Origin of the sequence: Pseudoalteromonas sp. A25 (assembly GCF_009176705.1) — a bacterium.
Taxonomy (GTDB): Bacteria; Pseudomonadota; Gammaproteobacteria; order Enterobacterales; family Alteromonadaceae; genus Pseudoalteromonas.
In genome coordinates this window covers 753,218-767,175 of record NZ_AP021847.1, presented here as the reverse complement: position 1 = coordinate 767,175, position 13,958 = coordinate 753,218, and the positions used below count along the sequence as shown (strand labels likewise).

Annotated in this window: 12 protein-coding genes; 5 read left to right on the top strand and 7 right to left on the bottom strand. The window is 42.0% G+C overall.

The genetic code is table 11. The features are described 5' to 3' along the window. Window positions 1-413: 413 nt before the first annotated feature. The 3 genes from GDK41_RS19830 to GDK41_RS19820 form a co-directional block, all read right to left on the bottom strand. Window positions 414-2,057 carry a hypothetical protein gene (locus GDK41_RS19830; RefSeq protein ID WP_152088203.1) on the bottom strand — a complete coding sequence of 548 codons (1,644 nt, stop codon included), beginning with the start codon at window positions 2,055-2,057 and terminating at the stop codon, window positions 414-416. Between the two features lie 68 nt (window positions 2,058-2,125). Next, window positions 2,126-4,012 (bottom strand): alkaline phosphatase PhoX, encoded by a 1,887-nt coding sequence (locus GDK41_RS19825; protein ID WP_152088202.1) that lies wholly within the window; start codon window positions 4,010-4,012, stop codon window positions 2,126-2,128. 181 nt (window positions 4,013-4,193) lie between these two features. Continuing rightward, window positions 4,194-4,739, bottom strand: a complete 546-nt coding sequence (locus GDK41_RS19820; RefSeq protein WP_152088201.1) for a lipocalin family protein — start codon at window positions 4,737-4,739, stop codon at window positions 4,194-4,196. A gap of 105 nt (window positions 4,740-4,844) precedes the next feature. Between GDK41_RS19820 and GDK41_RS19815 the strand changes: the two genes are divergently transcribed. From GDK41_RS19815 to GDK41_RS19805, 3 genes are read left to right on the top strand one after another with little or no spacing between them, the layout of a single operon-like run. Continuing rightward, a complete protein-coding gene (locus tag GDK41_RS19815; RefSeq protein WP_152088200.1) occupies window positions 4,845-5,297 on the top strand; it encodes a YaiI/YqxD family protein in 453 nt (150 codons plus the stop codon). Then, the gene (locus GDK41_RS19810) at window positions 5,294-5,821 is read left to right on the top strand and encodes a DUF6942 family protein (RefSeq protein ID WP_152088199.1); all 528 of its coding nucleotides are present in this window, start codon (window positions 5,294-5,296) and stop codon (window positions 5,819-5,821) included. Before GDK41_RS19815 ends, GDK41_RS19810 begins: the two co-directional genes overlap by 4 nt. 42 nt (window positions 5,822-5,863) lie before the next feature. Further along, window positions 5,864-6,247, top strand: coding sequence for a response regulator (locus GDK41_RS19805; protein ID WP_152088198.1), 384 nt, complete (start codon window positions 5,864-5,866; stop codon window positions 6,245-6,247). Here GDK41_RS19805 and GDK41_RS19800 read toward each other — a convergent pair. From GDK41_RS19800 to GDK41_RS19785, 4 genes are read right to left on the bottom strand one after another with little or no spacing between them, the layout of a single operon-like run. Next, a complete protein-coding gene (locus tag GDK41_RS19800) occupies window positions 6,219-6,884 on the bottom strand; it encodes a class I SAM-dependent methyltransferase (RefSeq protein ID WP_152088197.1) in 666 nt (221 codons plus the stop codon). The two genes, GDK41_RS19805 and GDK41_RS19800, sit on opposite strands and share 29 nt — an antisense overlap. Continuing rightward, window positions 6,884-10,546, bottom strand: a complete 3,663-nt coding sequence (locus GDK41_RS19795; RefSeq protein ID WP_152088196.1) for an AAA family ATPase — start codon at window positions 10,544-10,546, stop codon at window positions 6,884-6,886. Before GDK41_RS19795 ends, GDK41_RS19800 begins: the two co-directional genes overlap by 1 nt. Then, the gene (gene sbcD / locus GDK41_RS19790) at window positions 10,543-11,754 is read right to left on the bottom strand and encodes an exonuclease subunit SbcD (protein WP_152088195.1); all 1,212 of its coding nucleotides are present in this window, start codon (window positions 11,752-11,754) and stop codon (window positions 10,543-10,545) included. The genes GDK41_RS19795 and sbcD overlap by 4 nt, the downstream gene beginning before the upstream one ends. A gap of 53 nt (window positions 11,755-11,807) precedes the next feature. Then, the gene (locus GDK41_RS19785; RefSeq protein ID WP_152088194.1) at window positions 11,808-12,047 is read right to left on the bottom strand and encodes a hypothetical protein; all 240 of its coding nucleotides are present in this window, start codon (window positions 12,045-12,047) and stop codon (window positions 11,808-11,810) included. Window positions 12,048-12,548: 501 nt separating this feature from the next. Here GDK41_RS19785 and GDK41_RS19780 point away from each other — a divergent pair. Both GDK41_RS19780 and GDK41_RS19775 read left to right on the top strand, forming a co-directional pair. Further along, window positions 12,549-13,142 (top strand): HAD family hydrolase, encoded by a 594-nt coding sequence (locus GDK41_RS19780; protein WP_152088193.1) that lies wholly within the window; start codon window positions 12,549-12,551, stop codon window positions 13,140-13,142. 90 nt (window positions 13,143-13,232) lie between these two features. After that, complete coding sequence (locus GDK41_RS19775) at window positions 13,233-13,958, top strand: YebC/PmpR family DNA-binding transcriptional regulator (RefSeq protein ID WP_152088192.1); 726 nt, start codon at window positions 13,233-13,235, stop codon at window positions 13,956-13,958.

Below are 13,958 nucleotides of genomic sequence, written 5' to 3'. Positions count from 1 at the left end.
TAGTAAAAATATGATCTGAGTTGGCAAAATGTATTTAAACCCGCCGTTGGTAAGTGTTTCTGAGTTAGTAAAAATTTGATCTTTCCATTGAGAGTTGCCGGGGTGGCGTACTAAATCATGGAAAAATAGGCTGAGTTAGTAAAATATTGATCTTAACTATCTGCTCGATAATATAGCTGCCTTTAAGTTTAACTGTTTGATTTATATTTATTTTTAAAGTCTTAATATGAGTGGCAGGAAAGTGAATGTAAAAGAAAACGCGAGTATCAATATCTACTAGCGCGCTTTTTTAAAACTTAGTTAAATCCTGATCTTTATTAACTTGCAGTCAGATAAGCCTAGTCTAACTGAGTAATTGTAATTACTCAGTTAGTAAAAAGCTGATCTATAGCAGGATCAGCTTAATCGTTGCATTATAAATTTGACCAGTCTAGCTGCATGTCCCACACATAGCGGTGTTCTGGCTGAAGCGGTTGTTGAGACTCATCAACCTGCTGTAACACATTCTGAGCTTCGACAAGTGTTGCGTCGCGACCAAAGATATAACTTTGTTCTTTGACGATAGTCAAATAAGCTTTATTTAATGCCAATGCACGCTCAGGTGATGGTGTTATTAACTCGTATAAATTTTTTGCTTTGGCCACTTTTTTCTTATTCACGCTACCATCGTCGTTAAACCAGCGCATAAGCATTTCTTGGTTTTGACGAAACTCATCTCCACCTCCAACACGCTCCATATAAGTTAAAAATTCGCCATGCTGCTCACCCTTATTAGGCACATCTTGCATTGTGTTTAAGTTAATGTAACCCCATCCTTTCGCCCCAGTTACTTTGCGCGCAAATGAGAATGTTTGGTCGTAGGTTGACCCAACCGTTTTGTGGCAGCCATTACAAAATGCCAATTCTTGCTCATGTTGAGGTCTTAGTTCGCCTTGTGCATCTTCTATATAGCCATTAATGAGCCAGCCAAAAGTATTGTTTACGCCGCGATCTCCGATATACAGCGTCTGAGGCAATTGTTCAAAAGATTTTTCTTTGGCTTCTCGATAATAAGAAGAAGCTAGGGCTGCCTTTGATTTAAAGCGGTGTTTTTTCATATAGCGCACTTCTTTCATTCTTGGGGCGTTGTAGATAGCGCCATCTTTTGTCACACCGATGTATCTTACCGTATGTAAAAACTCGGTCCCCTCTGGATACAATTGATAATCGAGCGTATCACTTGTGTCACCAACATAATGGCTCTGTTTGTTCAAGTGCGAGATTTTACTAAGTTGGCCATCATTATTGAGGTCCTTGCCAATTCTTTGTTCGTCTATTTCTGGTGTTGATAAACCGTCTAAGCCCTTAAGTGCTATTTCAACCAAACTTAAGTTTGCTAGATATACATCCTGATTGTACACGCCCTTAAGGTTTCTAAACGCCTCTGGGAGACGGATCATCACATCGCCTGTTGAGCCATTGGTTGGCCAAAACGTGCTTGGAAAAGGTTTGTAGTTAAAAGCGACCCACCCGCTGCCGTCGCGAGCAAAACCAAGTTTATCAAACGCTTTTTCAGGGTATGCTAGATTCTCAATTGGAGTAACTTCGCCTTGCCAATCATTGTTGTTTTTTTGCTTGGCGATAAAGTCACTGAAGTTATCATGATTGATCCAATCCAATATCTGTTCGTCAGATATATTTTTAACTAATTCTGTTCGATCAATAAATAGGTTTTTCCAATGGTTTTTAGTGCCAAGATCTGAAAAGTCGTAACTACCTTGCAAGTGCCCATCAAACATTTGATTTGGTCTGTTAGTGTCACTTTTGTCGGTTTGGTGACAAGCGTAGCATGGGTTATTTACGCCATCGGTTTTTGTATAGCACTGTGGTGGGATGACGGACTCTGCATTATAAGTCTCATTATGCTTGAGGTACGCTGTAGCGGGAATATCTTCACCTACATTGTAAGGGGCATCCAGCACAGTATCTTGAGAGTGTGTGACATGATGTTGTTGTGGTTGATCACAACCTGCTAGCAAGCTTAATGCGATAAAGGCAACAAAAGTAGGGTATTTCATTTTTATGACTTCCATATTTTGGGCAAAAAAAACGGCAGCTCTTATGAGCGCCGTTTTAGAGTGTGTTGTTACTTAGATCTTGGGTCGTAAAGCCATAGAGTGTTGTTCTCTTGGAAACCGTCTTCACCAATGATGATACGGCCATCACGCATAACGATTACGTTATCTGGCTGAGAAAGTTGATTAACGTCACAGCGCTCTGCACCTGTTAGGCTTGAACGATAAGTACCACCCATTACAACGGGTTCAATGCGGGTTAAGTTGTAGTTGTTATCAATCGCTGCACGGTACACACCGCCACAGTCTTTAACACGGCTTGAAAGCTGGATGTCGCCTTCACCATCTATCATGGTGTTATCAATGTCTGCGATGCCGATGTACATGTATGCTTTGTCAACTATTTCACCAGCAATAACATCTTGACCTGTTACAGCTTCAAGTACGCGATCATGGTTGATGCTGATCCCTTCGAGTTTACGCCACTCTGCTGTTGCGCCTTTAAGGCGTGCAGCTTGTCGAGACTCTAAAAATGCAACACGGTCATCCATTGGCTTACCTGCGGTTACCGGGCTACCGCCTTCGGCTTCTGTTGGATAAGTTGCTTTACCGTCGGCCCATGCTTGCACGTCAGCCATAGAGATATAGCTCGTCTTGCCTGCAACGTAATCAGCTGTTGTAATGTTGTCGTATTGCGCAACCCAAGTTTCAATATTCGCGTTGCTGCCGCTTGCAAGCTCAACCCACTCAATATCAAAACCAGTTACAGCAGGGTCATTTAAACCTTCATCTTGTTTTAGTTTCGCACCATACAGAGTACCTGAACTTAAATCTTCAGGTTGATCCGCAATGAATTTAAACAATACACCACCGGTATCATCTTGTGATGAATAAACGGTACGGCGGTCAGGCATTACAACTGAATTTTCATGCTCATAACGGCCAATGGTGAAATGCTTAACAACATCAGGAGACGCGCTAGTTGGGTTTTTTACTTCTGCAATGTAACCATAGCGATAAGGGTTAGGGAAGTCAGGGGCTACGAGCGCTTCAATGCCATCAGTCCTTGTATTTGCTGGATCATTCCAGCTTGCGTCAGTGGTGGTATCTACCTTTGAGTTAACAATCCACTCTTCCGATGTTAATGGTGTGCCCCATGGAGATACTGAGCCAAAACAGTTGGCAGCAGTACCTTGAACGCCATCAAAGTTAACCATCATGGCTTCTGTGACTGACCACTTGCCTTTGGTATCTTTACTCATTTTTAAGCGGCTCATGCCACCTGGGTATGATTCCCAATTGGTAAATAAGTAGCCTTCGTTATCTGAAGTCGCAATAAAGCCATTGAAATCTGGGTTATCGTTTTTGATGATTTCTTCTTTGCTGTTGATGCCGTAGTGTACACCTAATCCACCAGAAACACCCTTTGCACCTAGCTCTGAGAATACATCGCCGGTTTGACCTAACACTTGATATTGGCCAATTGCTGAAATAACAGTTTGTTGTTCTTGTTCGGTTGCTGGCACTGGAGAGTTAACAATATTATTAGGCAGGTTGTTAAAATCTACACCTGTTAAAACGCCAACAGTCCCCTTATTGAACGTTTTGCCATCCTTTTCAACGGTATTGCTATCTGCAGGGTGCTGGACATTGAAAAACAAATCGCCTTTTTCTGTTAAGTATAAGCCAGTAACTTCGGCACCACTTGGCACGGTTGCAATGCGCACAAGGCCTGCACCACCATTTTTACCATCAACACCGTTTTGTCCATCAGCGCCATTTTGACCATTTGCTCCATCTTGACCATTAGAGCCATTAGTACCGTCTACGCCATTTTGGCCTGCTGCACCTTGTTCGCCTTGAGCCCCTTGGGGACCTTTTGCTCCATCATCACCATTACATGCTGTGAGCGCAAGTGTGACGGCACCTGCGATCAAAGAAAACGCTAAACGCTTCATATTGTTACTCCAGTTTACAATTGCTAATTATTGTTGCGGAGGCAATAGCTTGGTTTGTTGCTGTTACAGGTGCCTGACAGTAATGTTAAAGTTTTCAGACAGTTAAAAGACTATCTGAAAACTGGCATGACGTATTGTGTCATCAAACTGTAAAGGGGGTTTACAGATAAAATCAGTGATTTCATTCAATATCATTATGTTGAACGTAGATTAGTTGCTCTACTGCAAAGTTGTATTGTTGTGCAGTTTGCACAAAATCATCGATGATGGATTGACTTACTGTTGGTGTGCGCGCTAACAGCCATAAATACTCTTTATTATAGCTAGTGACATAGGCGTATTGATACTCGTCTTGTTCTAACTCAAAAACCACATACGAACCATAAAAAGGGCCAAAAAAAGACACTTTCAAATGTCCAACGCGGTTACTACCAACAAACTTTGCAACGCCATCAGCTTGCTGCCACTCTTTGTCTTGGGTGTGATAGCCACGATTAACGACTTTAACTGAACCATCTTCATTTAAAGAGTATGTTGCAGTGACATTATTCATATTGCGCTCAAAGCTATGATCTAAACGTGCTATTTCGTACCACTTTCCTTGATATTTCTCTAAATTAAAGTTACTAACGGGCCTAATATCTTCAGGTAACCCGGTGCACGCACTGAGCAAAGTTACGGATCCTATAGAAACAACTAACGGTTTTATTATTGAGCCTAACAACATGTTAATTCCAAATTTTGGTTATTTATATAAATAATAGTAGGTTACGTGAGCAAGAAACGTTAAGATCAACTTTATACCAAGTGAGATATAAAGTGAGTGAATACGATGAAGATTTGGGTTGATGCAGACGCTTGCCCTGCCGTTATAAAAGAAATTATATTCCGAGCTGCGCAACGTACTCAAACTGTTACAACATTAGTGGCAAATCACTCAATGCGGGTACCCGCTTCGCCATATGTGAGCCTTTTGCAAGTAAATAAGGGGTTTGATATCGCCGATAATGAAATAGTAAAACGTATACAGTCGGGCGATGTTTTGATCACTGCTGATATCCCTTTAGCCGCTGAAGTTATAGAGTTAGGAGCCTTGGCTATTAACCCCAGAGGAGAGGAATATACGACTCATAACATTAAGTCGATTTTAAATATGCGTGATTTTATGGACACCATGCGCAGTAGTGGCGTAGAAATGAGTGGTGGTCCAGCAAAGCTATCAAACGCAGATAAACAAGCCTTTGGCAACGCGCTAGACCGCTTACTTACCAAAGCCAGGTCATGAAAATACTAACTCATGGATTTGGGCAAGCAAGTGGTTTGGTTGCAATATATATTGAGCATATGCCACCTATGCTGGAATATAAAAATTTAGAACTTGTTCAGCCACTTAGCATTGGTGAGACTGAAATGATAAGCCTAGCGTCTGGGAATGGTTGGCGAAAAATATTTAATGTTTATGCCAAAATACTGGGCCAACTAAAGCACAGAGATCACAATTTTACTAACTATGGAAGCTGGCAGGCCTATCGGGAGCAATGTTTATTGCAAAGCCACAGTCAAGAAGCCTTACTATTTAGCCCGCCAAAGTTAGATAATCCCAAATACCGCTTTCATATTATTGCGGGAAGAACCTACGCGAAAAAGCTATTAAGAGATCATATTTTTACCAACTCACTTGTTTGGCTAGATACGGAGTTTGCAGTGGATAAAACGCATAACCTCGTAGTTTGCCCCTTCTTAGACTATCGACAATTAAGTAATATAAAAATCAACAAACTATGTGACATATTACATAGCTTGGACTAGCCTCTATACTCTACTTTGACTGCTTTTAAGGATATAAAAAGCATGAAAATACTCGTGGTCGATGATATGCCTCTGATGCGCCATGTGATGATCAATATGCTACGACGCTTAAAGTATAAAGACATTACGGAGGCAACCGATGGCGCGCAAGCATTGAGGCTGTTAAAGGCGCATAACTTTGATTTATTGATCACAGATCTCAATATGCCGAGAATGAGCGGCAAAGAGCTTATTGGTAATGTCAGGCAAGATCAAAAATTGACTGGTTTGGCGATTGTAGTGGTGACATGTGATGATAATAAACAAACCATACTTAACCTAATATCTGAAAAAATAGATGGTATGATTGTTAAACCCTTTACTCTCAATACGTTACAAAAGCAGCTCCAATATGTTGCTAATCGGCGCGACAAACTACCCCTGTAAAGCCTAGTGCTTTGAAATAATGATGTGGCGTATCAAATCCCGTTTGTGCAAGTAGCTCAGATAAGCGCATTCTATCTAGTGGGTAAAACTCATGATGTAGGTTGTGACGCATGCGTTGCTCCCCAACCTCTGTTAATCCTAATTGTCTGCATGCGAAAAGCTGAGATTCTCGTTCAAATTCTGTTTCTGGAGCAATCAAATCGGCTAAAAAGAAAGGGGCTTTATGGGGAAGCTGACTGCGAATAGCTTTTAGTAACGCTTCTTTATCACCGTCATCAGGTAAAAAGTGTAACACGAGCAAGCATAAAGCTGCATCAATGTGCTCGCCTGTTGGCGTTAACGGACCATTGACGATTGTGACTCTGCTGCTCAAACCTAAGTTAGTAAAATTACGATCTGCAATAGCAAGCATGTCTTCAGAAATATCTTGCGCAATAAAGTGCCAAAGAGGATTTATTTGCGCAAGCTCAATGATATCTTTGCCGGTACCTGCGCCGACGACCAAAATGGTAGCCTCATCGGGTAATAGGGTTTTTAATTGTGCGGCGGTTAGCTCGTGGAGTAGCTCATACCCTGGTACTAAACGAGTGATACGTTGATCGTAGTTTAGCGCTTCATCAGCTTTAAAATTTGGCATTAAGCTTGTCCTTTTATTTGAATGCTGGAGTAACCACCGGGCTGTTTTTTAACGTGTACTTGTGTTGCAACACGCTCTGTCATTTCACTAACGTGAGAGATCACGCCGACCTTTCGGCCTTGTGCTTGCAATGAGTCTAGCGCATCCAGCGCAACACTCAAGGTCTCAGGGTCAAGTGTTCCAAACCCTTCATCAATAAATAGCGAGCTTATCTGCACTTTGTTCGCCGACAGCGACGCTAAGCCCAGCGCTAATGCTAAAGAAACCAAAAATGATTCACCCCCTGAGAGGGTGTTAACTGAGCGCTGTTCATCGGCCATGTCTTTGTCGATTATGGCGATGTTAAGTGAGTGGCCTATCACTGTTAGCCGATACCTTTTCGATAAACTACGCAAATGCTGGTTGGCATACTGTAGTAAAATTTTCAGCGTTTGCGTTTGCGCTATATTACGTAGCTTTTTGCCTGTGGCATCTCCTAGCAATTTGTCTAGTAAGTACCAATGTTCATACTGTGTTTGCAGCTGTGTTAGGGTTGCTTGTTGCTGAGCGCGTGACGTGATGTTTTGTTCATGCTGCTTTAACCGACTGTTACATTCCAACCACTGAGCTTGCGTTGATTCAATATTTACATGAATTTTATCTAGTGACTCTACCAGCGCTTGTTTGGAGGCATTGCTGTGAGCCTGCGCGGCATGATGCTCAATTTCTTCAAGAAGATGGCTCAGTCGAGCATGAGCCTGCGTATGACGCTGTTGTTGTTGATGGTGTGCTTCAAGTACTTGCTCATATTGCTCAAATGGCGTTGATAGCAGCTCACTGACTCGTTCCGTTGTAAGTTCTTGATGTTGCTCTCGTTGCGTATTTAGCCATGTGTCAAAGCGCTCTGCTACGGTATTTTGTTGTGTTTCATTATCATCAAGCTGAGCGCGTAAGTGAGTCAGTTTAAGGGCTTGTTGGTGTTTTTCATGCTCAAGTCGTGCAAGCTTTTCTTTGGCTTGATTGAGCTGTTGATTCGACTGCTCTAGCTGAGTTTGCAGTGATCCAAACCAGTCATCAACGTTATGTTCGAGCGCGAGTAATTGGCTGCGCTGCGTATCGAGCTCGAACAGTGTTTGTTGTAGTTGCGCAAGTTGCGTTTGTTGCTGAGTAAGTTGATTGCTTTGCAAATGATGATGGTGCTCACAACTTTCTAGCTTGGACTGCAGTTGTTGCTGCGTTTGTACTAACCCTTCGGCTGTTTTTTGCCAGACATCATATTGTTCAACATCAGCACGCAGTGAATCAAGCGCATTATGTGGGTTGTGCTCAAAGCTCAACCACCAAGTATCGTCACTAAACAGCTGTTGTGCATCGTTTTTGAGCTTTGACAAGTTTTGTTGATTGTCTTGAGTACTCTGTTCGCAAGCTGCGATAGTGTTTGTTAGATGCTGCAATTGCTGTTGCGCTTCAGTATATTGTTGCTTACATGTACTAAGGGACTGCTGCGACGACTTAATCTTTGACCATAACGTTTGTTGCTGTTTACTGAACTCACTATATCGCTTGAGGTCTTGTTCAAGCGCTTGCACTTGTTGTTGTGCTTCATCACTATTTGGGTAAGCATCATAGCCAAATACTTTTAACTGTTCGCTAATTTGTGCTTGTTGCTCGATAAGTTGCGCTTTGCGCTGCAAAGACACTTGCAGCTGGGCGTTCACTTGCTCATGCGCAACCATTTGCTCGTTATAGCGTTGCTGCGATTGTTGCTGAGCTTTAACTGCGCTTTGCTGCTGTGCTGAAAAGTCGGCAATGAGTGCTTGCCAGTGACTGTCAATATGCTCTACGCCATAGGGGTGCTCGGTGGCACCGCATACCATACACTCTTCGCCCTCTTTAAGCTGCGCTCGCAGCGCGCTGATATTGTCACTAGCGCGTACTTGAACTTGAGTGAGGTTTTGTTGGGTTATTAGCGCGCGTTGTTTATGTAATTCAACCTGTTTTTCAGTATCTTGAAGTTGTAATTTGAGCGTTGTTTGTTGATGGCGACCTTTATCAATGCTGGTTGCAAGTTGTAAAAGCTCATGCTCACATTTTTGCCCTTGCGATGATAAATTAATCGCAGACTTTAAATCATAGTGTTGTTTTTGTATTGCTTCATAATCTAAAGACGACAGTTGTTTCTCAACTTCTAGCTGCTGCAATTCAAGCTCATTGAATGACTGTTGCTGCTGCTCTATTTGCACTTTTAACGGGTCTAGCTGCTGTATCAGCGCTTGATGCTGCGTGCGCTGCTCGTTGCACTGGTGCTGATACTGCTCAATGCGATCAGAACAATCCTTTATATTCTCAAATATGCTGTTTAGATGTGACCAGTGTTTATGAGCACTTGCAAACTTACTGCTTTGCGCGAGCTGTGTTTGAATGTCATCTTGCTGTGCTTTATTTTTACTAAGTTGATCAGTTAAATCTGTCAGTTGCGCTTGATTATCTTCTACGGTTTGTTGCGTTGCTTTTATTTGTTTTTGGCTATCAGAAACTTGTTGCTGAGCAACGCTGCGCTGATTATCTAAAGCCCGCACTTGTTTGACCTTAGGCTCTTGCCCTTTTAGCTGCTCAGTTGCGGTTTGCTGAGCCCTTTGTGCTGAAGCGACCGTATTTTGTTGTTCGCTAATTTGTTGAGAATAGTCTTGTTTGCTCAGTTCGCTATGCTGTGCTTGTAGCTGACTATGCTGAGCATTTAGCATTTGCGCTTGTTGCCTATTGTCGGCTATTTGCTGTACAACTTGGGCTAATTGAGCCTGCTCTACAGCTGGTGCTTGGGCACCAAGTTGTGTATTAATCTCAAGTAAAAGCTGTTGATATTGGTCATGTTTTTGTTGCAGTTGCTCATTGGTATTGAGCCATTGCATATCTTGTTGATATTGGTCTCGCTGGGTTTGTAATTGTTTGAGTTCATTATCAAGGCTTTCTAACTGTATATTTAGTGCAGTAAGTTCTTCAGTAGTTAGAATTTGATAGTGGGCTAAACTTTGTTTTGTTTGTTCAAGTTTTGATTTTTTTTCTTTGTGACGCTCAAAAATTGCCTGACCAAGGCGGCTAAATTTGTCGGTGCCAGTTAAACACTCAAGTAATTGTGCGCGTTCATCCGCACTGGCTTTCAAAAATGCAGCAAACTCATGCTGAGCGAGCAATACCGCTCGCGTAAACTGCTCGAAACTTAAACCAATCAACTGCTCGACTTTATTAACTGTTGCACTGCTTGATTGAGTGAGTACAGACTCATCACTGCAACGAATTAGCAGATGCTCTGCTCGCTTAAGCTTGCCATCAGCTTTTTTTCGAGCGCGCTCTATTTTCCAACGAGCAATATAGCGTTCACCATCTTGCCCTATAAACTTTGCTTCAGCCTGTCCTTGAGCGCTGCCACGGCGCAAAAGGTTTCGTGGGTCATTCAGTTTTATTTCATCACCATTAAAGGCGACTGTATTTTTTAAATCGTTCTTCAGCCTTGCAGTCTTGCCGTATAGCGCTAAGCAGATCCCATCCAATAATGTACTCTTTCCAGCGCCAGTATCACCGGTTATCGCAAACAAACCGCTTTGACTGAGAGGCGGTGACTCAAAGTCCACATCAGCATGAGTTAACGATGCGAGGTTTTTTATAGACAGGCTAAGCAATTTCATAACTGAGTCTCTTCATCCATTGAATTAATAACTTGGGCTAAGCATTCTTTTACTTGTTCAGGAACTGGGTCGTCTTCGCCAACTTGCTCAGAAAAAGCGAGGCTGAGCAGTGCCATTGGGTCCAATTGTTCTATTTTGCCAAGATCTTCAAAGTAGTCATCATGGGTTTTTGTCTGCCCACTTACCCGCTCTATGCCACAAAATAAAAGCGGTTTGTCATTGAGTGCCTCGTCAATTACGGTACGAAACTGGCTGCTTGTTTCATTACTGTTCAAGCGCAGACGGATATAACTCGATGGTTTTTCATCGTCAAAACTCAATTCATTAATAAGTTCGCACAATGTTGTTAAGTCTGCCCCACCCTGCTCAGGCAATAGAATAAGTTGTTGGTATCTGGGAACGTAAAGGGGCTTTACACTGTTGAGTTGTTTACCAGAAAACTCAGCGATTAATACTTGATGCTGATAGTTTTTTTCTGAAAATGACATAGGTAATGGTGTGCCGCTATAACGAATGTGTTCACTTTTGGCGACAACTTGTGCCTTGTGAAGATGCCCTAAGGCGACATAATCAGCTTGTTGGCTAAAAACATTAGCATTAATTGCTTCAAACCCGCCTATTGAGATGTTTCTTTCTGAATCACTAGATATATCACCGCCTTTGGCATGGAGGTGACCCATTAATATCAGTGGTTCATTTTCAGATAATGGCAGCGCGTGTTCAAGAGCCTGCTGGTATGCGAGGGATACCGCCTGTTGGTAGCTGATCTCCGACGTGATAGTGATATCAGCTGCTCTTAAAAATGGCATAGCGACAACATGTGCACTGCCATTTTTAGTTGCTATCGATTTGACCACTTTTTCTGGTGCATGCTTATCGAAACGACCAACAACATGGGTGTTGAAGTGTTGCAAAAGCGGCATTGCTGTCTCGATGCGATTTGCTGAGTCATGATTACCTGCGATCAGGACAATATGCAGATCAGGGCTAAGCTGCGTGGCGTGCTTGATGAAAGAATATAGTTGCTGTTCGGCATAAGCCGGTGGGGTTGCAGTGTGGTATATGTCACCGGCAACAACAAGTAAATCAATAGCTTGTGTTTTGCATGTGTTTGCAAGCCAATCTAGAAATATTTGCTGCTCTTGCGCACGACTATGCTCATAGAACTGTTGGCCTAAATGCCAATCAGAGGTATGCAATACTTTCATTCAGCGTTTCCTTGACGGTAGAAACGCTAATATATCATTGTCAGAGTGCTTGGTTAACGGCTTATTTGCATCCAAGCAAAAAGAATAATAGGCAAAACAAGCAATAACAATAATGCTGGTGTTCTAAACGCTTTTACTTGCTTTGTCTGCAACCTTTTTAAAGCTGACTTTTCATTACATGCTGCTACTTTATCAACGTAAAAATAGCCATCGTCTAAGTACTCTTTGCAATTTTGCTCATCCGCAGGAATGGCAACAAGCTTTTCTTGCTTTTTTAGGATGTAAAAATCCATACTGCTCACCACATTTTTTCTTGCTAAACGGGTTCATTTATACGAGCAAAAGTGAGGCCAGTTTTTTGGAACATTTTTGCACGAAATAAAAAAGTGCGGGATTTTAAAGACAAATTGAGATAAATATCAACAAAAAAATTTGATTTTTTTATTTATTTACAAAATAGAGACAATAATTTCAAGAAATGCAGGTTGGCACGCCATTTTATTGCCGCTTGTCAGGCCCAATATGCAATAATGTATATAAATTATTTTATAACGTTATAAACAGAGGCGTGATCCTGCGCAACAGTTGCGAGATAATATGACGCTTTTATAGTTACAATAATGAATAGCATTGTTGTTGCTTGCGCAATTTAAAAAATATTTTATGGCTTGCGATGGTCTCTGAGTACTTTGCACAATGAAGCTTAGTCGCCTATGGTTAAACAACATTCGCCACTCATGGCAGGGATAATAATGTTACAATTAAACGCACAGGCGTGTTCATATAGTAGTGCTATGATCAAACAAACAATTAAAGGGGTGATCTTCGATTTAGATGGCACCTTAGTCAGCTCAGATTTAGACTTTCAACTGATCAAAGCGCAAGTAGGTTGCCCCAAAGACCAAGATTTACTAGATTTTATCGCACAGCTCCCCTCTCCTTATATGCGCCAAGAAGCCATGCATATTGTTCATCAGCATGAGATGTTAGACGCACAGAATGCACAGCTTTTACCGGGGGTTGCTGAGAGTTTGCAACTGCTTGAACAAATGCAAATTCCGATGGCTATTGTGACGCGAAACTTTGGGCGCGCGGCTAAGCTAAAGCAAGCACAATGTAACCTGCCCATTTCATTGTTATTGACACGGGATGATGCACCAGCAAAACCAAATCCGAGTGCTCTTTTGCATATTGCGAAGCAATGGCAATTTTCATCTGCACATTGTATGTACGTTGGTGATTACTTGTATGATATTCAAGCTGCACATAACGCCAAAATGCGCTCGTGTTTATATGCGCCAGACGAGGTGCCACACTATGCTAGTCAAGCACATCATATATTGCGTCATTTTCAAGAGCTTCCGGAGCTTATCAAGGCGTTTACATAGCTTTGCATAGGCAATCCCCATCAAACGCTAGCCCAATGACGAGAGTCTTGTTAAAATCTCGTCAATTTAATCTATAAAACGAGAATTAAGATGGGCAGAGCATTTGAAGTCCGCAAAAACGCCATGGCAAAAACGGCGGCGGCAAAAACCAAAGTTAACTCAAAATATGGTAAAGAAATTTACGTTGTAGCTAAAAATGGCGGCCCTGACCCTGAAACAAATTTGTCATTACGTCGCCTCATAGATAAAGCTAAAAAAGATCAAGTACCCGCACACGTTATTGATAAAGCAGTTGAAAAAGCGGCAGGCGGCGCAGGTGAAGACTATGCGGCTGCGCGTTATGAAGGGTATGGACCGGGTAATTGTATGGTGATCGTTGACTGCTTAACTGATAACCCAAATCGTACGATTAAAGATGTGCGTCTACCGTTTACCAAAACAGACTCAAAAATTGGCAGTCCTGGTTGTGTTGCGCATATGTTTGATCATTTCGCTATTTTAGGTTTTGATGGCGATGATGATGAAGCGGTATTAGAAGCGCTCATGATGGCTGATGTGGATGTGACTGATGTTGAAGTAGAAGACGGTAAAGTGTCTGTATTTGCACCACACACTGAGTACTACAAAGCAAAAACGGCACTTACAGAAGCGTTTGATGGTATTAACTTTGAAGTGGATGAAATCACTTTTGTGCCTCAGACACACATCGAAATCACGGATCCAGACGACATCGCCAACTTTGAGAAGTTTATGGGTATGCTTGAAGACTGTGATGATGTGCAAAACATTTATCATAATGCGATTGTTAAAAACTAG

Bases quoted from the DNA above. Each gene is read 5' to 3' on its own strand.
- GDK41_RS19815 (WP_152088200.1), top strand. From the start codon at position 4,845: ATGAAGATTTGGGTTGATGCAGACGCTTGCCCTGCCGTTATAAAAGAA.
- GDK41_RS19795 (WP_152088196.1), bottom strand. From the start codon at position 10,546: ATGAAATTGCTTAGCCTGTCTATAAAAAACCTCGCATCGTTAACTCAT.
- sbcD (WP_152088195.1), bottom strand. From the start codon at position 11,754: ATGAAAGTATTGCATACCTCTGATTGGCATTTAGGCCAACAGTTCTAT.
- GDK41_RS19805 (WP_152088198.1), top strand. From the start codon at position 5,864: ATGAAAATACTCGTGGTCGATGATATGCCTCTGATGCGCCATGTGATG.
- GDK41_RS19775 (WP_152088192.1), top strand. From the start codon at position 13,233: ATGGGCAGAGCATTTGAAGTCCGCAAAAACGCCATGGCAAAAACGGCG.
- GDK41_RS19785 (WP_152088194.1), bottom strand. From the start codon at position 12,047: ATGGATTTTTACATCCTAAAAAAGCAAGAAAAGCTTGTTGCCATTCCT.
- GDK41_RS19820 (WP_152088201.1), bottom strand. From the start codon at position 4,739: ATGTTGTTAGGCTCAATAATAAAACCGTTAGTTGTTTCTATAGGATCC.
- GDK41_RS19800 (WP_152088197.1), bottom strand. From the start codon at position 6,884: ATGCCAAATTTTAAAGCTGATGAAGCGCTAAACTACGATCAACGTATC.
- GDK41_RS19780 (WP_152088193.1), top strand. From the start codon at position 12,549: ATGATCAAACAAACAATTAAAGGGGTGATCTTCGATTTAGATGGCACC.
- GDK41_RS19810 (WP_152088199.1), top strand. From the start codon at position 5,294: ATGAAAATACTAACTCATGGATTTGGGCAAGCAAGTGGTTTGGTTGCA.
- GDK41_RS19830 (WP_152088203.1), bottom strand. From the start codon at position 2,057: ATGAAATACCCTACTTTTGTTGCCTTTATCGCATTAAGCTTGCTAGCA.
- GDK41_RS19825 (WP_152088202.1), bottom strand. From the start codon at position 4,012: ATGAAGCGTTTAGCGTTTTCTTTGATCGCAGGTGCCGTCACACTTGCG.